The sequence below is a fragment of the Flavobacterium sp. YO12 genome (genome assembly GCF_004119495.1).
GTDB lineage: Bacteria > Bacteroidota > Bacteroidia > Flavobacteriales > Flavobacteriaceae > Flavobacterium.
This window is the reverse complement of the sequence record NZ_NRQU01000001.1, coordinates 1-22313: the sequence shown is the minus strand read 5'-3', so window position 1 is coordinate 22313 and position 22313 is coordinate 1. Positions and strand designations below refer to the sequence as shown.

Genomic DNA, 22313 nt, shown 5'->3' with positions numbered 1-22313 from the left:
TCTGTTCTCTAAAAAAAATATAAAACCTACAATACCATATATGAAAGCATTAGTTATTTCTGGCGGTGGAAGTAAAGGCGCATTTGCCGGCGGAGTTGCACAATATTTGATTGAAGAAAAAAGAAATGAATATGATTTATTTATCGGAACATCTACAGGAAGTCTTCTAATTCCGCATTTGGCGCTTGGTCATATTAAAAAAATCCATTCCGTTTATACTAATGTCACCATGGCAAGTATTTTTAATATTTGCCCGTTTGTAGTTAAAGTAAAAGAAGGGATAGATATTGTTACCATTAATCACTTCAATGTATTACGTCAATTCTTTAAAGGAAAAAGAACTTTTGGCGAAAGTAAAGGTTTAAGAAAATATATTCAGAATAATTTCTCACTGTCCGATTTTAATAAATTAAAGAAATTAGATACTGATGTTGTTATAACAGTAACCAATTTTACCAAAAACGAATCGGAGTACAAATCGGTTAAAGACTGCAGTTACGAAGAGTTTTGCGAATGGTCGTGGATTTCCAGTAATTATGTTCCGTTTATGAGTTTGGTTACTAAAAACAATTCAGAATATGGCGACGGAGGATTTTCAAGTTTAGTTCCTATTCGTGAAGCTATTAATCGCGGTGCAACCGAAATTGATGTTATTATTTTAGAAACCGAAGTTAATACAACAAAAACAGTAATTGGTAAGAACCCTTTTTCTTTGATGATTGATTTGTTTCGAATTGCCTTAGATCAAGTGGAAAAACACGATATCGCAATAGGAAAGCTTATGGCGAATAATAAAGATGTGAAACTTAATTTGTATTACACACCAACCAAACTGACAGATAATGCCTTGATTTTTAATAAAGAAGTAATGAAAGAATGGTGGGAGCAAGGCTATGAATATGCTCAGAATAAATCTGAGGTTATGAGTGATAATAGGTGATTTACGAATTTACATTATGAAATAAAAATATTTAAATAGCATTGATAATGAGAAAAATAATTACAGTTTTAATTTTTTTAAGTTTTGTAATTCCAGTATTTTCACAAGTAAACGTAGGTAGTGAAATAACCGCTGAAGGAAATTCTAAAATCAAAGTTAAACCTGATTGTGCACGATTTAAAGTTACAATTGAGAAGCAAAATTTAATTGAAAAAACAGCTATTAAGGAGTTAAACGAAGAAATTGAAAAACTTCAAAAAGGGCTATTTAATATTGGTTTTACTGAAAAAAATATTAAAATTTCTGAATACAGAATATCCAGTAGCGAGAATAATGATAACAAAAAGGAATATAGGGTTACCAATTCCTTGTCTATAAATTTTGCTTTGGATAATAAGATAATCGAAGCATTTTATCAGGAAATACAAAGTGAAGATATTAAGGATTTGGACGTTGAATTTGAAACTTTTCTTTCAGAAGAATTAGAAAAAACTTCGAGATTGAAATTAGTTCAAAATGCAATTAATGATGCTAAGAATAATGCTGATAATATCGCAAAAGCATTAGACGTGAAAATTTTAAATGTAAAGCAAGTATCGAAATATGCTTTACGAGATATGGTTGCTTATGAGAGAGTAAATGAAGTGAAATCAGGTCGAGTCATGGCCGCTGCAGCTTCAAGTCCTAAAACGTCATTTGATAAATTTGAAGTTGAAGAGAAAGAATTAGAGGAAACTATAAATGTTATTTATTGGATTACTAAAAACAAAAAATAATATAAAAATTTAGATTTTAGATTGAATTATTCAAAATCTGAACTCTTCAATCTAAAATCTAAAATGTTTTTCTACCAAAGTTCAGCAACCTCATTTTTAATATATCCTAAAGCTGCATTACTAGGAGATTGTTTTTCTAGCAAGTCATTCAGGATTACTTCACGCAATTTATCGGCATTTTCTACCTTATCGCTCATCGCAGCTTTACGAATCATTTGGATTGTAGCATTTTTGGCTGTAGTGATAATTGTCCAACATTCGTCAGACATATAAATTTGCTGCGTTAAATTATGTTCAAACTCTTGTTCAATTTGATCGATTACGTAATTTTCATAATCATGCTTATCGTTTGAAATAGGAGAAATTCTAATTAATAATTTCGTCAAATTAATACGTTCCAAAAACAAAGTCATACGCTCATAAGCTTGCAAACGTATAGGCAAAGATTGCTTTTGATATTCTCTATTCAATAAAAAAGCACGTTTTTTGTCGTTGTTTTTAATGTGCAGTTCAAAAAAACTGTACGCAACAAATCCAGTTACAATTGCAGGTAACGTATAACTGGCTAATTCTATAATTTTTGTAAAATCCATTTGGGTAATTTTTTAGCAAAAATATGCTTTTTGAGTAAAAATCAAGTTTAAATTTATCGCAATAAACAAAATGTAAACTTTACTTTTGCAATCAGATTCTCTAAATCTACCGAAAATACACTTTTAATGGATTTATACATAATACTTTTTCTTTGTTTGGCTGCATTCGCAGCAGGATTTATCGATGCTATAGTGGGCGGCGGCGGATTAATTCAAACTCCAATGGGGTTAATTTTATTGCCAAATCTTCCAGTTTCAACAGTTATTGGAAGTTTAAAAATTCCGGCTTTTACAGGAACCGCTTTCGCTGCATTTCAGTATTTAAAAAAAGTAGTAATTCAATGGAAATTACTCTTGATTATGATGTGTTTGGCTGTTCCTTCGGCATTTTTAGGATCTACTATATTAACTATGGTGAGCAATGATTTTATGAAACCGCTTTTGCTTGTGGTTTTATCATTGCTGTTTATATATACATATGCTAAGAAAAACTTTGGTCAGCATGCTGCTAAAGACCATTCAGAAACCACTCAGATAATTTATGCTGTTGTAATTAGTACAATTGTTGGCTTTTATGACGGTTTTATTGGTCCTGGAACAGGGAGCTTTTTTGTAGTAGCTTTTATTGCACTTTTGGGTTTTGACTTTTTGCACGCTTCAGCAAATGCTAAAATGGTAAATCTGGCGACAAATTTTGGTTCGATTTGTTTATTTATGATCAAAGGAAAAATCATTTGGGCAATTGCAATTCCAATGGCAATTAGTAACGGACTTGGCGGATGGCTTGGCGCAAAATTAGCAATTAATAAAGGGAATGGCTTTATTCGTATTTTCTTTTTGGTTGTTGTGGTTGGAACGTTGATTCGTTTTGCTTACGACGTTTTCTTCAAATAGTTTATTTAAACCATATAAGTGATATAAGAAATTATAAGCTTTATTTTTAATATGGTTTTTAAAATTGCAGTCAATATAAGCATTTGCAATGTTTTACTTAACGATAGAATTAAATGGACTTAGTATCTCTTATAGGTTTCAAAATATTTAAAGAAAGCCAATTGTTTAAATATAGCCCCGATAGAGGCGTTATCCTCGTAGTGCAACGGAGTGATAAAGCCGAAAGCGGGAAACCATGCCTAAAAAAAGCCTGTTCTTTGGCTTCAAAAAAAACTTAGCAACTCAGTATCTTAGCATCTTAGAACCTTTCTTTCGCATCTTAGGAACTTTCTCTTTAAATTCTTATTTTTGCATCATATGGAGAAAAATTTCATGCAAAAGTACATTGATCAACTCAATGAAGCGCAACGACAACCCGTTCTGAAGAAAGATGGGCCAATGATTATTATTGCAGGTGCAGGTTCGGGGAAAACCCGTGTTTTAACAATTAGAATTGCTTATTTGATGGCTCAAGGTATTGATGCCTTCAATATTTTATCGCTGACTTTTACCAATAAAGCAGCTCGTGAAATGAAGCACAGGATTTCAGATATCGTAGGAGCATCTGAAGCAAAAAACCTTTGGATGGGAACTTTTCACTCCATTTTTGCTCGTATCCTGCGTTCAGAATCAGATCATTTAGGTTATCCATCAAATTTTACTATTTACGATTCGCAGGATTCTGCCAGATTAATTTCTTCAATTATTAAGGAAATGCAGCTGGATCGTGATGTTTATAAACCAAAACAAATTTTAGGACGAATTTCAAGTTATAAAAACAGCTTGATTACGGTAAAAGCCTATTTCAACAATCCAGAATTGGTTGAAGCCGATGCAATGGCAAAAAGACCAAGATTAGGAGATATTTATCAGCAATATGTAGAGCGTTGTTTCAAAGCTGGTGCAATGGATTTTGATGATTTGTTATTGAAAACTAATGAATTACTGACTCGTTTTCCAGAGGTTTTGGCTAAATATCAAAACCGTTTTCGCTATATTTTGGTTGATGAGTACCAAGATACTAATCACTCGCAGTATTTGATTGTAAGAGCTTTATCAGATAAATTTCAGAATATTTGTGTGGTAGGAGATGATGCGCAGAGTATCTATGCGTTCCGTGGAGCAAATATCAATAACATTCTGAATTTCCAGAAAGATTACGAGGGTGTTATCATGTTTCGTTTAGAGCAAAATTACAGATCAACTCGTAATATTGTTGAAGCTGCAAATACGGTAATGGAGCATAACAAAACGAAATTGGATAAAGTAGTTTGGACAGCAAATGATTTTGGACCAAAGATTAAAGTCCACAGAAGTTTGACTGATGCCGAAGAGGGTCGTTTTGTAGCAAGCACAATTTTTGAACAAAAAATGCAAAATCAGCTTCATAATGGTTCTTTTGCAATTTTGTATCGTACCAATGCACAGTCACGTGCAATGGAAGATGCGTTAAGAAAACGTGATATTCCGTATAGAATTTATGGAGGACTATCGTTCTATCAACGTAAGGAAATAAAAGATGTTTTGTGTTATTTACGTTTAGTAATTAATCCAAAAGATGAAGAGGCCTTAATTCGTGTTATCAATTATCCTGCGCGTGGAATTGGAGATACAACTGTAGAAAAACTAACTATTGCAGCCAATCATTACAAACGTTCGATTTGGGAAGTAATGGTTAATATTGATAAAATTGACTTAAAGCTGAATGCTGGAACGAAGAATAAACTGAAGGATTTTGTAACAATGATTCAAAGTTTTCAGGTTATTGATCAAAATCAGGATGCTTTTTATATAACAGATCATGTTGCGAAAAAAACGGGTCTGGTTCAGGAATTAAAAAAAGATGCTACTCCAGAGGGAATGGCAAAAATTCAGAATATCGAAGAGCTTCTAAACGGTATTAAAGATTTTACCGAAGGGCAAAAAGAAATTGATGGTGCACGAGGCGCCTTGGCGGAGTTTATGGAAGATGTTGCACTGGCAACAGATTTAGATAAAGACACTAATGACGATGATCGTGTAGCATTGATGACGATTCACTTAGCAAAAGGACTTGAGTTTCCTCATGTTTTTGTTGTGGGTATGGAGGAAGATTTGTTTCCAAGTGCGATGAGTATGAGTACTAGAAGTGAATTAGAAGAAGAACGTCGATTATTTTACGTAGCTTTAACACGTGCAGAACATCAAGCTTATTTAACATATGCACAATCTCGTTATCGCTGGGGGAAATTGACAGATAGTGAGCCTTCTCGTTTTATTGAAGAAATTGACGGACAGTTTCTAGAATATTTGACTCCAGCCGAGACTAACTATCGATATAAGTCACCTATCGACGGAGATATTTTTGGAGATGTTGATAAATCGAAATTGAGATTAGCAAAACCAGTAGGAGGAACACCTCCAAAACACGTTACAGATAATAATCCGAAACCAGATTTAAATATTCGTAAACTAAAACCTGTTGCTGGAAATGCGCCCGCAAGTTCAGGTGCTAATTTGTTTGATAATAAATTGACGGTTGGAAATGTCGTAATGCACGAACGTTTTGGAAAAGGCGAAGTAATTAACCTTGAAGGTGTTGGTGGTGATAGAAAAGCAGAAATTAAATTTGAAGTAGGAGGTCTTAAAAAGCTTTTACTGAGATTTGCTAAATTAGATGTTGTTGGATAAATAAATTTTCAAGTTTTGAAAACATTTGTCACCCTGAGCGAAGTCGAAGGGCGCTCCAATTGGACGTGGGCTTCGACTTCGCTCAGCCTGACAGCAGAGACCTGAAAGTTAAAAATAAAATAAAAAACTTGAAACAAAAACTATGGCAGAATTTATAAAAATATACCCAGATAAACCTAGTGAAGCTGCGATTGCAAAGGTTGTAAAAGTGCTTCAAAATGGAGGTTTGGTAATTTATCCAACAGATACTGTTTATGGTTTAGGTTGTGATATTACAAATTCACGTGCTTTAGAAAAAATTGCAAAAATTAAAGGTGTTAAATTAGAGAAAGCAAATTTTTCGTTTATCTGTCATGATTTAAGTAATTTATCAGATTATGTACGTCAAATTAATACATCGACTTTTAAAATACTAAAAAGGGCTTTACCAGGGCCTTATACATTTATTTTACCAGGGAATAATAATTTACCTAAAGAGTTTAAAAAGAAAACTACTGTTGGTATTCGTGTTCCTGATAATAATATTATTTTAGAAATTGTTCGTCAGTTAGGAAATCCTGTAGTTTCAACCTCTATTCGAGATGAAGATGATGTAATTGAATATACTACTGATCCTGAGTTGATTTTTGAAAAATGGCAAAATATTGTAGACTTGGTTATTGATGGTGGTTATGGAGATAATGTAGGCTCAACTATTATTGACTTATCAGAACATGAGCCGGTTATTGTCAGAGAAGGAAAAGGAGATATTGATATTTTGTAAGAGTAATTTATTGATTGTTTAGGTTATTGTAAAATTTTGTGGTTAATTAGCTTATAATTTAACTAAACCATTTCTGTTTTATGAAAAACCTTTGTTTGCTTTTCTCTTTATTTTTTACTGTTACTCTGTTTTCGCAAAACATTCTGAAAGGAAAAGTTTCTAACAAAGAAAATGTTCCGCTCGATGGTGTCAATATTTATTTAGACGGAACAACTATTTCTACTATTTCTGATGCTAATGGAAATTTTGCCATAAAATACGAACCTAATGCAAATAATATTGTTGTAATAAGTTCTATGGGATATCAAACGGAATATCTTACTGGTTTAGATGTCTCGAAGCCGCTGAATGTTGTTATGACAGTTTCAGAGAACGAACTCAAAGAAGTTGTTATTACTAAAAATGAATTGTTTACAAGAGCACAAAAATTAAAATTATTCAGAGAGTATTTTTTAGGAAAAACAGCAAATGGAAAATCATCAATAATACAAAATGAAAATGATCTTCAGTTTAAATACGATAAGGATAATTTAGTTTTTACTGCGTCTTCAAATAAACCTTTGATTATTGTAAACGCATTTTTAGGCTATAAAATAGATTTTGAGTTGGTTGTCTTTGAAATTGCGTTTAATAAATTGAGTATAAACTCAAAAGATGTTATAAAGAATTTTTATGGCGGAGTAAGTAAATTTGAAGAAATTGATAACTCGGTTGCAGTTTTAGAACGAAGAGAGAAGACATTTCAAGGATCGCAAATTCAGTTTTTTAGAAACTTCGCTAAAAAAGAGTGGGGAATCAAAAAGTTTATTTTGTTGAATGATGATCACAGTGTCGATCCACTTAAAAGATTTAAAATCATTGAAGAAGAAGATTATGTAAAAGTAGAAATACTTCCGCAGCCAAAAGGTGAAGTTAAAATCGATAATTTAAAAGATGTTGTAGCTTCTTATAATATTGCTTACGATAGACATGAAGAATCTAAGATTACTTTTCAAACTGATAGTTTTTATATTTATAAGTATGGAAACAATTCTAATATTGAAAGCATATTGTTTTCAGGAAAAATCTCTGAGAAAAAAGTGGGAGATATGCTGCCTTTAAATTATGGTATGAAATAAGTTTTATATTTTTTTATTATCTTGTGCAAAGAAATGTGAAGAGGGGTATTTGTAAAAAAAAACTTAAATACTATAAAAGTTTAAAATAAATAACTAACTTTAATAAAGTTATAATTTAGTTAGTTAATTTAAAAATAATGCTATTCTTGATTTATATTTAATTGGTTATTAAAAAAATTAGGGATACATAAAAGCAGGTCAATTGACCTGCTTTTTCTGTATAATAAAGTATGTTACTTTAAATTATTTTGCTTGCTTTTTCATTTCTTTTTCAATCATGTCGTAGAACTGATCGATTTTTGGCATAACAACAATACGAGTTCTTCTGTTACGAGCTCTGTCATCTGGAGTATCATTAGATACTAAAGGAATATAAGAACTTCTACCAGCAGCAATTAATTTTGCAGGGTTAACACCAAGGTCATTTGTTAATACACGTACAATAGAAGTTGAACGTTTAACACTTAAATCCCAGTTGTCTAACAAAATTCCGTTGCTTTTGTATGGTACATTATCTGTGTGACCTTCAACCATACATTCAAAATCAGGTTTGTCGTTTACTACTTTTGCAACTTTAGCCAAAACAGTTTTTGCTTTGTCAGTTACGTCGTAGCTTCCGCTTTTAAATAACAATTTGTCAGCGATAGAAATAAATACAACTCCTTTTTCTACATTAATTTCGATATCTGGATCATTGATTCCAACAGCACCTTTCAAGCTTGTAACTAAAGCTAAAGTTACACTGTCTTTTTTAGTAAGTGCATCTTGAAGTCTAGAGATTTTTAAGTCTTTTTCTTTCAAGCTTTCTAAAGATTTTTCAAGGTTTTCAGCTCCTTTAGTAGTTAAAACAGTTAAGTCTTTAGAAGTACTGATTAAGTCTTGATTGTGTTGTTTATAGCTTTCAGCTGTAGCTGCTAATGCTGCTTTTTCTTCTAGGCAAGAATTTAACTTAACAGTACAAGAGTTTAGTAAGTCTTGAGTTTCTTTGTTCTTAGCTTCTAATGCTGCGTATTGCTTTTTCGATACACACGAAGTTAAGGCCATTAATACTGATAGTGCGATAACTATTTTTCTCATAGGTATTATATTTAATTAAACGTTGATTACAAATTTAGTTTTTAATATTTTGATTACTGTTAAAGATTTCTTTAAAAACCAGTAATTTCTTTATGTAATACAAGTAAACGATACTTTTTACGGTATAGTATTGTTGTATTTGAAAATCCTTGCGGTGTTTTAGATACTTTAAAGATATGCAATAAAATGAAAAATGTGCTTTTACAATGGCGAAAGTATGTTTGAACTTGCCTTGTGTAAGAAAACGGATACCCGCAATTCCGTCTAAAACCATTCTAAAGAAAATCACAAAAAACAATCCTTTTTTAGGTAGGTTTTTAACCAGCATTAATAGAGAGTTTCTAAAGTTTAAAAAAGTTTTCTTCGGATTTCCTTGTTGTAATGTAGCGCCGCCAACATGATACACTACAGATTTTGAATTGTACTTTATTATATGCCCTTCATTTGCGGCACGCCAGCACAAATCAATTTCTTCTTGATGTGCAAAAAAGGTCTCGTCAAAACCGCCTAATTCATGATATACTTTCTTTCTAATAAAAAAGCAAGCGCCTGAAGCCCAAAATAATTCGCAATTGTCATCGTATTGACCATTGTCTTTTTCTATGGTGTCAAAAATCCTTCCTCTGCAAAATGGAAAACCATATTTATCAATAAAACCTCCAGCTGCTCCAGCATATTCAAAGTATTCTTTGTTCTTGAAATCAAGAATTTTCGGCTGAATTATGGCTGTTTGTTTTTCTTTTTCAAAAGTCTCAATAATAGGCTGGAGCCAATTTTTGGTTACTTCAATATCAGAATTTACTAATGCATAAATTTCTGCATCGATATGCTGAAGTGCATCGTTGTAACCCTTTGCAAAACCATGGTTGCCATTATTTTGTACAATCTGTATAGTTGGGAAATTTTTCTTTACGAAATCAATAGAATCATCCGTCGAAGCATTATCTGCTACATATATGGTGGCCTCTTCTGAATACTGTAAAACAGACGGTAAAAATTGCTCTAACAATTTTACTCCGTTCCAGTTTAAAATGACAACAGCTATTTTATCCAAAAGTAATTTTTATTTATTTTAATATTATTTTATTCGCCGTAATTTGGCAGGCCTCTTAAAAACTGATATTTTTCATTTTCAAAATCCATTTGACAATAAAAATGACTCAGTCCGTTTGTTACATTCAAAAACCGTGCCTGCATTGTCATATTGTAACGTGCAATTTGATCAAAAGTTGTTTGCGATATCTTAACCTCTGGAGCTTTGCACTCTACTAATATATGTATAGTGCCGTCTGAATTAAAAACAACCACATCATATCTTTTTCGCAAACCATTGACTGTTAAAACTTTCTCTACGTTTATAAGCGATTTAGGATATTTTTTCTCGTTCATTAAATAATGAACTACATGCTGACGAACCCATTCTTCTGGAGTAAGAATGATAAATTTTTTCCTGATTTCATCAAAAATAGACACTTTATTTTCGCTATTTTTGAATCGGAAAGTATAAGAAGGGAAATTTAGCTTTAACATAAGGCAAATATAATTTGAAAATTAGTCAATTTGAAAATTAGTCAATTATTTATTTGAATTAAACTGAATACTCAATACTGAACACTGAAAACTAAATTTAATGGACGAAGTTGTAAAAATTGTTAATGATATCAAGGCAGGAAATATAAAACCTATTTACTTTTTAATGGGTGAAGAACCTTATTATATAGATAAGCTGTCTGAATATATAGAACAAAATGTACTGGCTGAAGAGGAAAGAGGATTTAATCAAACTGTTTTATACGGAAGAGATGTTTCTGTAGAAGATATTGTTTCAACGGCCAAGCGCTATCCTATGATGGCTGATCGTCAGGTTGTTATTGTAAAAGAAGCGCAGGATTTATCAAGAACAATAGATAAAATAGAATCGTATGTTAATAATCCGATGGAAACTACGGTTTTGGTTTTTTGTTATAAGTACAAAACTCTAGATAAGCGAAAAAAAGTGACTAAACTTTTAGCTCAAAACGGAATTGTTTTCGAGAGTAAAAAATTATACGAAAATCAAGTTGGAGATTGGATAAAACGTATTCTTGCGGGGAAAAAATACACTATTGATCCAAAGGCAAATGCAATGCTTGTTGAGTTTTTAGGAACCGATTTGAGTAAAATCAATAACGAGTTAGAAAAACTGCAGATTATTTTGCCGCAAGGAACTATGATTACGCCTCAACATATTGAAGAGAATATTGGTTTTAGTAAAGATTATAATGTTTTTGAACTTCGAAAAGCCATTGGAGAACGCAATCAGTTAAAAGCCTATAAAATTGCCGAAAATTTTGCACATAATCCAAAAGAATATCCATTGGTTATGACCACAGGATTGGTTTTTGGATTTTTTATTCAGCTTTTAAAATATCACGGTCTTAAAGATAAAAATCCTAAGAATGTTGCTGCGGCGATTGGTGTAAATCCTTATTTTTTAAAGGAATATGATTTGGCTGTGAAAAATTATCCAATGAGAAAAGTAAGTCAAATTGTTGGTGCATTGCGTGATATTGATGTGAAAAGTAAAGGAGTTGGAGCGAATGCTTTACCACAGTCAGATTTGCTAAAAGAAATGCTGTATAAAATATTTAATTAAGCCGTTAAAATTCACGATATTTGCCTTTCTAAAAAAAATACTACTTAAAATAATAATTACACAATTATGGGAATGAATAAAAATACCGTTTTAGGATGGGCTACTTTTATAATGGTACTTATGGGATTGTTGCTTATAGGTCTCGGAGCTTTTAGATACAGAGATGTTTCTGGCTGGGGATTTGCTGCAGCAGGTGTTGGTTTTTTTGCCAATGCTTGGGTTTTTAATGCATTAAAAGGTAGAGTTTAGATTAAGTTTGCCAAATAAAACTATGGCATAAAATCAATAGAAAATCAATAATTAAAAATAAATAGAATGTCAGACGATAAGAAAGTAATTTTCTCAATGCAAAAATTGAGTAAAACCTATCAGGGAGCAGACAAGCCAGTGCTTAAAAATATATATTTAAGTTTCTTTTACGGAGCTAAAATTGGTATTTTGGGTCTTAATGGTTCTGGAAAATCTTCTCTTTTAAAAATTATTGCGGGAGTTGATAAGAATTATCAAGGTGACGTTGTTTTTCAGCCAGGTTATACTGTAGGTTATTTAGAGCAGGAGCCAATTCTTGACGATTCTAAAACGGTAATCGAAATTGTTCGTGAAGGTGCTGCAGAAACGATGGCAGTTTTAGAAGAATACAATCAAATTAATGATCTATTCGGTCTTGAAGAAAACTATTCAGATCCTGATAAAATGGATAAATTGATGGATCGTCAGGCAGCTTTACAAGACAAAATTGATGCTCTAGGTGCTTGGGAAATCGATACTAAATTAGAAATCGCAATGGATGCGTTACGTACGCCGGAAGGTGATACGCCTATTAAAAACCTTTCAGGAGGAGAGCGTCGTCGTGTAGCTTTATGTCGTTTGTTGTTGCAGCAGCCAGATGTATTGCTTTTAGATGAGCCTACCAACCACCTTGATGCTGAGTCTGTACTTTGGTTAGAGCAGCATTTAGCACAATATTCAGGAACTGTTATTGCTGTAACGCACGACCGTTATTTCCTTGATAATGTTGCTGGATGGATTCTTGAGTTGGATAGAGGAGAAGGTATTCCGTGGAAAGGAAATTACTCTTCTTGGTTAGATCAAAAATCAAACCGTATGGCTCAAGAAGAAAAAGTAGCTTCAAAACGCAGAAAAACGTTAGAGCGTGAGTTAGAATGGGTTCGTCAAGGAGCAAAAGGACGACAAACCAAACAAAAAGCGCGTTTACAGAATTACGATAAATTATTGAATGAAGACCAAAAACAATTGGACGAAAACTTGGAAATCTACATTCCAAATGGACCTCGTTTAGGTACAAATGTTATCGAAGCCAAGAATGTTGCCAAAGCTTTTGGAGATAAATTATTATACGATAATTTGAATTTTACTTTGCCGCAAGCTGGTATTGTTGGAATTATTGGGCCAAACGGTGCTGGTAAATCGACTATTTTCAAAATGATTATGGGAGAACAAGCTACAGACAGCGGGGAATTTTCTGTTGGAGATACTGTAAAAATCGCTTACGTAGATCAATCTCACTCAAACATCGATCCGAATAAATCTATTTGGGAAAACTTTGCTGATGGTCAGGAGTTGATTATGATGGGAGGAAAACAAGTAAATTCAAGAGCTTATTTATCTCGTTTCAATTTTGGCGGCGGTGAGCAAAACAAAAAAGTTTCAATGTTATCAGGTGGTGAGCGTAACCGTTTACACTTAGCAATGACTTTAAAAGAAGAAGGAAACGTACTTTTACTGGATGAGCCAACGAATGACTTGGATGTAAATACACTTCGTGCTCTTGAAGAAGGTTTAGAGAATTTTGCGGGTTGTGCGGTAATTATTTCTCACGACAGATGGTTCTTAGATAGAATTTGTACACACATCTTAGCTTTTGAAGGGGATTCTGAAGTTTATTTCTTCGAAGGAAGTTTCTCTGATTATGAAGAAAACAAAAAGAAACGTCTTGGTGGTGATTTAACTCCAAAACGTTTGAAATATAGAAAATTAATTAGATAATAATTAATTTCTAAAAATGTAAAAAGCCTCAAGTTCAATTGAATTTGAGGCTTTTTTAATGTCTAATTTTTATAAAATAAATTATCTGTCTAAATGACCAATCTGCGACGGCAGTTCGAATATTTCTAGGTCAAAATAAATAACCGATGCCATAATGTGGTCAAAAATATCAGACATAATGTATTCGTAATTTGCCCAGCGTTTATCACTCGAAAACGCATAGATTTCTAATGGTACGCCATGAGCACTAGATTGCAATTGTCGACACATAATATGCATATCCTTATTCAATCCTGGATGTGTTATAAGATACTGCATAATATATTTTCTAAATAAGCCTAAGTTGGTCATATTACGACCGTTAAGAGCAAGAGATTTATCAATTTCTCGAAGATCATTATACTTCTCAATTTCAGCTTGTCTTGTTTCGATGTAAGAACTTATCAGCTGTACTTTTTTCATATGATTGAGATCATCGTTATTTAAAAAGCGAATACTGCTGCTTTTTATCAAAATGTGTCTTTTTATACGTCTTCCGTCAGATTTTTGCATTCCGCGCCAGTTCTGAAAAGAATCAGAACTTAAGGCATACGTTGGAATTGTTGTTATCGTATTATCAAAATTTCGAACTTTTACAGTTGTCAAATTAATTTCGATAACATCACCATCTGCACCAAATTTATCCATTGTAATCCAGTCACCAATACGAACCATGTCGTTAATAGCAACCTGAACGCTTGAAACAAATCCTAAAATGGTATCTCTAAAAATTAAAATAATAATTGCCGAAAGTGTTCCTAAAATAGTCAGCAATTCGCCTTTCTTAATTCCGAATAAGGTCGAAATAATCATGGCAACACCAAAAATCCAAAGCACGATCATGATAACCTGAACAAAACTGTCAATTGGTTTGTCGCTGTATTCTGGTTTTTGCTTTAAATAATCACGTAGCGCATTAAAAATAGTTCTGATGATCCATAAACTAATCAAAACAATATAAATTCCGACTATTTTTCCGAACATCAATTCCCAATATTCATACTTATCCAAAATAATTGGAACAGCTTTATAAATAAAGAAAAACGGAATTAAATAGGCAGTGTATTTGGTGGTTTTATTATGGATTAAATAATCATCAAATTTTGTTTTTGTGCGCTGTGCAAAAACAGCAGTTAAGGTAACCAGAACAAATTTTGCGGCATAATAAATGGCATATGCCAAAGCTATCATAACGGCAATATTAAAAATCAGGCTGATGTATGACGCAACATTGCGGTTCATTCCCCAATCTCTAAAAAGCGGATATAAAAAATTAAATATTTTATCCAAAAGTTTATGCATTACTTTCTAAATACTTTTTCTCAATATAGAATGTTCCAAAAGGAATTAATGATGCAATAAGAATAATTAAAAACGTTTTAAAATCCCAATTTTGAGATTTTCTCAGTAATACCGCTAATATAATGTAACCAATAAATAAAACACCATGCGTCATTCCTAACGGGCGTAGTAAAGTATGATATAGTTCTGGGTTGTTAGTTTTAATAAAAAGCATATTAGCAAACAATACTAAATAAGAGATTCCCTCTAAAATCGCAGTAACTTTAAAAATCTTGAGCATATATCTGTTTTTTTGAAATTATAGCAGCAAAATTAAGGATTCTGGTTGGTTTTTGAGTTATGTATCAATAAAGTAATTTACTTTTACAATCTTAAACTTTGATAATGAGCAAGCGTGATTTAAAAAAATATTTAACCGAATTGAGTAAAGAACAACTTGAGGAGCAGCTTATGGAGTTGTATGAAAAATTCAGTCCAGTAAAAGTGTATTATGATTTTGTTTTTAACCCAAAGGAAGACAAACTTTTACAAGAATCTAAGGTTAAGATTTCACAGGAATATTTTCCTGTAAAAAAAGCAGGTACAAAACGATATCCAAAAGCAAAAATGCGTCGTTCTGTAGCTCAGAAGATTATCAAACATTTTATTATGCTGGGAGTAGATCCATTTATTACAGCTGATGTAATGTTATATAATATAGAAATTGCTCAAACTTATTCTTCTCAAAACTTTGTAAAACAGGAATTGTTTTACAAAAGCATGTTAAATTCATTTGAACAAGCTGTTAATTTTATAGTTTCAAACGGAATTTTAGCAGATTTTAAAACAAGAATTGAGGGAATAAATGAAATGGTTTTAGAACAAAAATGGAGAAATAAGTACGATTTTGAAGCTATTTTAGACAAATTAAGCCTCTAAAATGCATTCCCATAAAAAATCTTATTTATAAAAAAACATTTATTTTAGGTTAAAATAAGATGAATAACTGTTTTTTCGGTGTATTTTTGCAAAAATCCAAAAACAAACAATGTCTCAAAACACTTTAGAAATAGAAAGAGAAGAGAAAAAAGAACTTTATGCATACCAAAAAGGCGATATCGATGCCATTTTTGAACGTTTAGATAATGCTCCTTCAAAACATCATTTACTATATCAATTGCCTACAGGCGGTGGAAAAACTGTGATTTTTTCTGAAATCGTTCGCCGCTATTTATCTAATAATGATAAAAAAGTAGTGGTACTAACACACCGTATTGAACTTTGTAAACAAACCTCAAAAATGTTGAAAGGGTTTGGCGTAAGCAATAAAATCATTAACAGTAAAGTAAAAGAACTTCCTGACCAAAACGATTTTTCATGTTTTGTAGCAATGGTCGAAACTTTAAAAAACCGTATCAATGATGAAAAACTGCATCTTGATAATATTGGTTTGGTTATTATTGATGAAGCACATTACAATTCATTTAGAAAATTATTAAACTCATTTAAAAACGCTTTTATTCTTGGAGTAACGGCAACACCTTTGAGTTCGAATATAAAATTACCAATGCATCAAAGTTATGATGAACTTATTGTAGGTGATACAATTGGCTCATTGATTGATCAAGGATTCTTGGCTAGAGCAACTACATATAGTTATGATGTTGGTCTAACTTCGCTTAAAGTTGGTATAAATGGTGATTATACTGTAAAATCATCTGATGATTTATATACAAATACTTTAATGCAGGAGAAATTACTGCATGCCTATACAGAACGCTCTTTAGGTAAAAAAACGTTGATTTTTAATAATGGTATCCATACTTCTTTATATGTATATGAAACGTTTAGAGAAGCTGGTTATGATATTAGACACTTAGACAACACAAGCAGTTCTGAAGAACGTAAAGATATTTTGCAGTGGTTCAAGAAAACTCCGGATGCGATTTTAACTTCGGTTGGAATTTTGACAACTGGATTTGATGAGCCTACAGTTGAAACTATTATTCTAAACAGAGCAACAAAATCATTAACTTTATACTATCAGATGATTGGTCGTGGTTCTCGTAAATTACCTGGTAAAGATGAATTTACGGTTATTGATTTAGGTAATAATGCAGCTCGTTTTGGATTATGGAGCGAACCAGTAAACTGGCAGCACATTTTTAAATCTCCAGAATTTTATCTTGAAAATCTAAGAGACGATACTGAGATCGAAATGTTTTTTAAATACACTATGCCTCCTGAGTTAAGAGCAAAATTCAGCAAAACTGCCGAAGTTACTTTTGATGTAGATGAAGAGCATAAACTAGCAATAAAACAAAATTTGCGTTCTAAAATTGTATTAGACAAATCGTTAGATCAGCATGCAGCAATGTGTGTAGATAATACAGAAACGCTTCAGGAAGCAAAATCATTATCTAAAGAATTAGATGACGATATTGAGTGCCGTATTAAACGTTATGCAAAATGTTTAAGCCAATGCAGTAAAAACTATCGCGAATGGCTTCTTGATGATTACAAGCAGAGATTAACCTTATTAGTAGGTAAAAAATATCGTGAAAAAATCATGAACGAACCAGATTGATAATTTGAAGTTCTATTTGTTTCAGGTTTCATGTTTCATGTTATTGAAATCTAAACAAAATAATGATCTTAAAAGGAGAAATCACATTTCAGAGTAATTCATTCTATTGTGATTTCTCCTTTTCGAATTAATAAAACTTATTTTTAAGTTTTGAAAGTAACCTGAAACTTGAAACAAATAAAAACAAAACAAAACAAACAAAGATAAATCATGTCTAAACAATTCTCAACATTAGGTCTGTCAGCACCAATTTTAAAAGCTTTAGGCGAATTAAACATTGTTGAACCTACAGAAATCCAACAAAAAACAATTCCGCTTTTATTGACTGAAACCCATGATGTTGTAGGTTTAGCCAAAACAGGAACAGGAAAAACGGCTGCTTTCGGATTGCCTTTATTGCAATTAATTGATACTGAATTGCCAGTTGTTCAAGCTGTTATTTTGGTGCCAACAAGAGAGCTTGGTCATCAAATTTTTAGAAATTTAGAAGATTTCTCAAAACATATTCCAAATATTTCAATTGCTGCAACTTGCGGCGGAATTCCAATAAAACCTCAAATTGAGCGTCTTACTGCGCCAACACATATTGTTGTGGCAACACCAGGACGTTTAATTGATTTGATTCAAAGAAAAGCAGTTGATTTAAAACAAACTCAATATTTGGTTTTAGATGAAGCCGATGAAATGGTTTCAATTCTAAAAGAAAGTTTAGATGAAATCATTGCCGAACTTCCTAAAAAGCATCGCACTTTATTGTTTTCAGCAACTTTGCCGGGAACAATTAAGCAATTGATTCAGAATTACTTAAACAAGAATGTAGTTCAGGTAAGTGCTAGTATGGAAGTAATTGGAAACCAGGGTATTGATCATGAGTATATTGTAGTGGATCCAATTGAAAAATTAGATGTTTTAATGCATTTTCTTAATTCAAAAGATGGTGAACGTGGTATTATCTTCTGTAAAACTAAAGCTGCCGTAAATAAATTAGCTAAAAATCTGGCTATAAATCGTTTTTCTTCTGGAGCAATTCACGGAAGTTTAACACAGGGAATTCGTGATAGAATTATGGAGCAGTTTCGTGAAGGACATATCAATATATTAGTAGCGACTGATTTAGCTGCGAGAGGAATTGACGTAAAAGAAATTTCTTACGTGGTAAATTACCATTTGCCAGATGCTTACGAAACGTATGTTCATAGAAGCGGAAGAACAGCAAGAGCAGGAGCAAAGGGACTTTCTTTAACTGTTTTACAGGAAGAAGAAGTTGCAGAAATTGCAGATTTCGAAAGAGAACTGGGATTAAAGTTTTCTGAGTTCAAAAAACCTTCGGCATTAAGTATTGAAGAAAATAATACGCTTTTGTGGGCAAAACAAATCTTCAAAACAAAACCAAATCATGATATTTCAAATGATTTAAAAACAAAAGTTAAAACAGTTTTTCATCATCTTACCAAAGAAGAATTGATAGAAAAATTATTAGCCAATTATGTCCTTCAGAACAAAATCGATGTAGTTGAAAAACCTGTTAAAAAATTCAAAAAGTAACAAGCATGACATTTATCATTGCATATTAAAGTTGTATATTTATAAGGTATTATTCTATAATCCTACTTAATAACAACATATAATATGAAGATAGTCATCATAGGAGGTGGTTTTGCAGGAATCAATCTAGCAAAGGAACTTGTAAACCACCCTCAAATACAGGTTACTCTTGTAGATAAAAACAATTATAACTTTTTTCCACCGCTTATATATCAAGTTGCTACAGCTTTTTTAGAACCATCAAGCATTAGTTATCCTTTTAGAAAATTTTTTGCAGGAAAAAAAAACCTGCAGTTCCGTTTAGGCGAATTGCTTTCAGTAGTTCCTGCTGAAAATAAAATTATCCTTAATAACGGCGAATTGACCTACGATCATTTGGTTTTTGCAACTGGAGCTGAAACCAGTTATTTTGGAATGGAGAATGTAATGAAAAACGCTATTCCGATGAAAACCTTAAATGATGCCATCGAAATGCGTAATACACTGCTTAAAAACCTTGAAAAAGCAGCAATCACAAAAGATATTCGTAAACGTCGTAAATTATTAACTATTGTTGTTGCAGGTGGCGGGCCAACAGGAGTAGAGGTTTCAGGGATGTTTGCTGAAATGCGAAAAAACATTCTGCTAAAAGAATATCCTGAACTAGAAACATCTGCCAGCAATGTTTATTTAGTCGATGGGGGAGACGCTCTCCTTTCGCCAATGAGTAAAGCTTCGCAAAAAGATACTTTAGAAGCGCTTACAAATTTAGGAGTTGTTGTAAAATTGCACACAAGAGTAACGGATTATGTTGATGATACAGTCTTTTTTGAAAATGGAGAAAAGATTCAAACTAAAAACTTAATTTGGGCAGCTGGAGTTTCTGCTAAACTTTTTGACGGAATTCCACAAGAAAGCTACGGACGCGGCAGACGTATGGCGACAAATGAGTACAATAAAGTAAACGGTTTTGAAAATATTTATGCAATTGGTGACACCGCAATTTTAGCTGGAGATAAAAGCTTTCCTGACGGACATCCGCAAGTTGCACAAGTTGCGATACAACAAGGGTTAAATCTAGCTAAAAATTTTAAAGCAATAGCACAGAATAAACCTTTAAAAGCATTTGCTTATGTAGACAAAGGATCGATGGCTATTATAGGGAAAAATAAAGCAGTAGTAGATTTACCAAGTCCTAAATGGCATTTTAAAGGATTTTTTGCCTGGGTAATTTGGTTATTTATTCACTTAATTTCCTTAATTACATACAGAAACAGATTGAATACTTTCTGGAATTGGATGGTTGCTTATTTTGCAAGAGATCAATCACTTAGAATGATTATTAGGCCTGATAAGAGATCTTAGAAATAATAAGATTCCAAAATTGGAACGAACATAAAAAAAACAGAATCTTTTTAGATTCTGTTTTTTTTATAAGTAAACGAAATTTTTGAAATTTAAAAATCTAATGCCCAATCACCACATCATCATTTCCTGATAATTCTACTTTATGTTTTATAAAACGTTTTCCAATATTTAGAACAATAAAAGCTGTTATTGTTGTTGTTGTCATAATAGCAACCATTGGTGCAATAGAATCTTTTACAAAAACACCAATCGCAAATGATGCAAAAGCACCAATTCCTAATTGAATTGCGCCCATTAATGCAGAAGCACTTCCGGTATTTTTTGCAAACGGTGCCAAAGTTAATCCAGCTGTATTTGGATTTGAAATTCCTAAACAAGCCAAGAATAAAAACAACATTCCAATAGTTTCATATAATCCCAAAAGATTATTTAAAGATAAAATTAGAAAAACAATGCTTACCACAGATTGCGAAATCAAAGCGCCGTAGATCATTTGCTCACTAGAAAATCGTTTCAATAAAATGGAATTTAATTGACTAGAACCAATAAAACTAACAGACATAAAGGCAAAAATCCAACCATAAGTTTTAGCATCAACATGATAAATATCCATAAAAATGATAGGAGAGGCCGCTACGTACGAAAATAATCCAGAAAAAGCGATTGCACCAGTAAAAGCATAAGTATAAAACTGAGGCTCTTTTAATACTTTCACAAAATTGATAATAATGGGTTTTGGTTTCAAAGATATTGACGGATCTGGTTTATAGGTGTTTGGCAGACCAATTTGCGAAGCTGCTAGAATAAAAATCCCCATAAACATTAAAATCAAAAATACGGTATGCCAGCCAAAATCTTCAGTAACATATCCGCCGACTGTTGGTGCTAACATTGGTGAAAGTCCAACGACAAGCATTAATAGCGAAAAAACTTTAGGAATATCTTTAACAGGAAATAAATCTCTAACCATTGCAACTGATGCAACTGTAGCAGCACAACTTCCAATAGCTTGAACAAAACGTAAAAATATAAATGAATCAATATCAGTAACATATATGCAGCCTAATGAAGCTAAAATATAGACTAATAAACCAATAAATAATGGTTTTTTTCGTCCAAATCTATCCAATAATGGCCCGTAAAGCAACTGTCCAGCTGAAATTCCGACAAAATAACTAGATAAACTCATAGAAACTTTTGCGACTGTTGTGTTCAAATCTTTTGCAATATCAGAGAAACCAGGTAAATACATATCGATTGAAAACGGACCAAGCGCAGTCAAAGAACCTAAAATAAGTATGAGTTTAATATATTTTTTTGTAGTCATTTTTTGAAATAAAAGGCGTTTAATTTTTTGCAAAGGTAAAGATTTCATATCTTGTAATAGAATTAAACACATTTATATCTAAAACAAAACATTATTAATCTTAAAAATTAAGTAATTATGAAGAAGTATATTTTGTTGTTATCGCTAGCTTTTACAACTGTTTCATTTGCACAAACAATTACATCTAAAAAAGAAGATGTCAGTATTGAACAGTACGAATTATTAAAAAAAGTAAATCAGTATTATCCTGATATCACATTAAACAAGACAATTACAAATTTTTACGCTGACGGAAATATAATTGATTCTCAGCAAGAATTTGACGTAAGTTCGTCAAAATTTTCCAGCTATAAAATTGGCATTCAACCGGGAAATAAAAAATTATCATTTGAATATGTTTCTGATGAAACTGGAAAAGTTTACGGTGATGTTTCAATTTTTAAAGGAAATGCTTTAAGAACAACTTTTTCAGAAAAAAATAATGAAATAAACGTTTCTTTAAATGGTAAGTCGGTTTATCTGAAGAAATTAAAGCAATAGACAAATATTAGTAAAAAGCATCACAATTGTGGTGCTTTTTAGATTATCAGCCGTTCTTACGGCTGATTTATTACTTGTATACAATTTGAACTATAATTTATATTATGTAAAATAGAAAATTCAAGACGCGAGAAT

At 32.1% G+C, this 22313-nt stretch carries 21 protein-coding genes; 14 read left to right on the top strand and 7 right to left on the bottom strand.

Annotation, left to right across the window (positions count from 1 at the left end; genetic code table 11):
• The first annotated feature begins 40 nt into the window (after positions 1 to 40).
• Both BOW55_RS00105 and BOW55_RS00100 read left to right on the top strand, forming a co-directional pair.
• Positions 41 to 940 carry a patatin family protein gene (locus BOW55_RS00105; RefSeq protein ID WP_089057842.1) on the top strand — a complete coding sequence of 300 codons (900 nt, stop codon included), beginning with the start codon at positions 41 to 43 and terminating at the stop codon, positions 938 to 940.
• Positions 941 to 987: 47 nt separating this feature from the next.
• Positions 988 to 1716, top strand: a complete 729-nt coding sequence (locus tag BOW55_RS00100; RefSeq protein ID WP_129022480.1) for an SIMPL domain-containing protein — start codon at positions 988 to 990, stop codon at positions 1714 to 1716.
• A 71-nt stretch (positions 1717 to 1787) separates the two neighbouring features.
• Here the strand turns inward: BOW55_RS00100 and BOW55_RS00095 are convergent, their stop codons facing one another.
• Positions 1788 to 2309 (bottom strand): hypothetical protein, encoded by a 522-nt coding sequence (locus BOW55_RS00095; RefSeq protein ID WP_089057840.1) that lies wholly within the window; start codon positions 2307 to 2309, stop codon positions 1788 to 1790.
• Between the two features lie 126 nt (positions 2310 to 2435).
• Here BOW55_RS00095 and BOW55_RS00090 point away from each other — a divergent pair, with 126 nt between their 5' ends.
• From BOW55_RS00090 to BOW55_RS00075, 4 genes are all read left to right on the top strand, one after another.
• Complete coding sequence (locus BOW55_RS00090; protein ID WP_129022479.1) at positions 2436 to 3203, top strand: TSUP family transporter; 768 nt, start codon at positions 2436 to 2438, stop codon at positions 3201 to 3203.
• Between the two features lie 372 nt (positions 3204 to 3575).
• Positions 3576 to 5912, top strand: coding sequence for an ATP-dependent helicase (locus BOW55_RS00085; protein ID WP_129022478.1), 2337 nt, complete (start codon positions 3576 to 3578; stop codon positions 5910 to 5912).
• 142 nt (positions 5913 to 6054) lie between these two features.
• Positions 6055 to 6675, top strand: a complete 621-nt coding sequence (locus tag BOW55_RS00080) for an L-threonylcarbamoyladenylate synthase (RefSeq protein ID WP_089055666.1) — start codon at positions 6055 to 6057, stop codon at positions 6673 to 6675.
• 80 nt (positions 6676 to 6755) lie between these two features.
• Positions 6756 to 7793 (top strand): carboxypeptidase-like regulatory domain-containing protein, encoded by a 1038-nt coding sequence (locus BOW55_RS00075; RefSeq protein WP_129022477.1) that lies wholly within the window; start codon positions 6756 to 6758, stop codon positions 7791 to 7793.
• A 243-nt stretch (positions 7794 to 8036) separates the two neighbouring features.
• Here the strand turns inward: BOW55_RS00075 and BOW55_RS00070 are convergent, their stop codons facing one another.
• The 3 genes from BOW55_RS00070 to BOW55_RS00060 are packed head-to-tail and all read right to left on the bottom strand — an operon-like array spanning position 8037 to position 10400.
• Entirely contained in the window at positions 8037 to 8870 is an 834-nt protein-coding gene (locus BOW55_RS00070; protein WP_129022476.1) for a flagellar motor protein MotB, read from the bottom strand.
• A 34-nt stretch (positions 8871 to 8904) separates the two neighbouring features.
• Positions 8905 to 9924, bottom strand: a complete 1020-nt coding sequence (locus BOW55_RS00065) for a glycosyltransferase family 2 protein (protein ID WP_129022475.1) — start codon at positions 9922 to 9924, stop codon at positions 8905 to 8907.
• 29 nt (positions 9925 to 9953) lie between these two features.
• The gene (locus BOW55_RS00060) at positions 9954 to 10400 is read right to left on the bottom strand and encodes a type I restriction enzyme HsdR N-terminal domain-containing protein (protein ID WP_089055670.1); all 447 of its coding nucleotides are present in this window, start codon (positions 10398 to 10400) and stop codon (positions 9954 to 9956) included.
• Positions 10401 to 10500: 100 nt separating this feature from the next.
• Between BOW55_RS00060 and holA the strand changes: the two genes are divergently transcribed.
• The 3 genes from holA (at position 10501) to ettA (ending at position 13512) form a co-directional block, all read left to right on the top strand.
• A complete protein-coding gene (holA, locus tag BOW55_RS00055; RefSeq protein ID WP_129022474.1) occupies positions 10501 to 11505 on the top strand; it encodes a DNA polymerase III subunit delta in 1005 nt (334 codons plus the stop codon).
• 66 nt (positions 11506 to 11571) lie between these two features.
• A complete protein-coding gene (locus BOW55_RS00050) occupies positions 11572 to 11754 on the top strand; it encodes a CAL67264 family membrane protein (RefSeq protein ID WP_071637907.1) in 183 nt (60 codons plus the stop codon).
• A 66-nt stretch (positions 11755 to 11820) separates the two neighbouring features.
• Entirely contained in the window at positions 11821 to 13512 is a 1692-nt protein-coding gene (gene ettA, locus BOW55_RS00045; protein WP_089055672.1) for an energy-dependent translational throttle protein EttA, read from the top strand.
• Between the two features lie 81 nt (positions 13513 to 13593).
• Here the strand turns inward: ettA and BOW55_RS00040 are convergent, their stop codons facing one another.
• Positions 13594 to 14853, bottom strand: coding sequence for a mechanosensitive ion channel family protein (locus BOW55_RS00040; RefSeq protein ID WP_129022473.1), 1260 nt, complete (start codon positions 14851 to 14853; stop codon positions 13594 to 13596).
• Entirely contained in the window at positions 14846 to 15133 is a 288-nt protein-coding gene (locus BOW55_RS00035) for a DUF3817 domain-containing protein (RefSeq protein WP_129022472.1), read from the bottom strand. The genes BOW55_RS00040 and BOW55_RS00035 overlap by 8 nt, the downstream gene beginning before the upstream one ends.
• Positions 15134 to 15237: 104 nt before the next feature.
• Here BOW55_RS00035 and BOW55_RS00030 point away from each other — a divergent pair, with 104 nt between their 5' ends.
• From BOW55_RS00030 to BOW55_RS00015, 4 genes are all read left to right on the top strand, one after another.
• Positions 15238 to 15771 carry a DUF6155 family protein gene (locus BOW55_RS00030; RefSeq protein ID WP_129022471.1) on the top strand — a complete coding sequence of 178 codons (534 nt, stop codon included), beginning with the start codon at positions 15238 to 15240 and terminating at the stop codon, positions 15769 to 15771.
• A 109-nt stretch (positions 15772 to 15880) separates the two neighbouring features.
• Positions 15881 to 17419 carry a DEAD/DEAH box helicase gene (locus BOW55_RS00025; protein ID WP_089055676.1) on the top strand — a complete coding sequence of 513 codons (1539 nt, stop codon included), beginning with the start codon at positions 15881 to 15883 and terminating at the stop codon, positions 17417 to 17419.
• 210 nt (positions 17420 to 17629) lie between these two features.
• Positions 17630 to 18964, top strand: coding sequence for a DEAD/DEAH box helicase (locus BOW55_RS00020; RefSeq protein WP_129022470.1), 1335 nt, complete (start codon positions 17630 to 17632; stop codon positions 18962 to 18964).
• A gap of 84 nt (positions 18965 to 19048) precedes the next feature.
• Positions 19049 to 20308, top strand: a complete 1260-nt coding sequence (locus BOW55_RS00015) for an NAD(P)/FAD-dependent oxidoreductase (RefSeq protein WP_129022469.1) — start codon at positions 19049 to 19051, stop codon at positions 20306 to 20308.
• A gap of 100 nt (positions 20309 to 20408) precedes the next feature.
• On the opposite strand, the gene BOW55_RS00010 is transcribed toward BOW55_RS00015, so the two are convergent.
• On the bottom strand, positions 20409 to 21638 hold the full coding sequence (locus BOW55_RS00010; RefSeq protein WP_129022468.1) for a multidrug effflux MFS transporter: 1230 nt from the start codon (positions 21636 to 21638) through the stop codon (positions 20409 to 20411).
• Positions 21639 to 21755: 117 nt separating this feature from the next.
• On the opposite strand from BOW55_RS00010, the gene BOW55_RS00005 reads away from it, so the two are divergent.
• Positions 21756 to 22178 carry a hypothetical protein gene (locus tag BOW55_RS00005; RefSeq protein ID WP_129022467.1) on the top strand — a complete coding sequence of 141 codons (423 nt, stop codon included), beginning with the start codon at positions 21756 to 21758 and terminating at the stop codon, positions 22176 to 22178.
• The last annotated feature ends 135 nt before the right edge of the window (positions 22179 to 22313 follow it).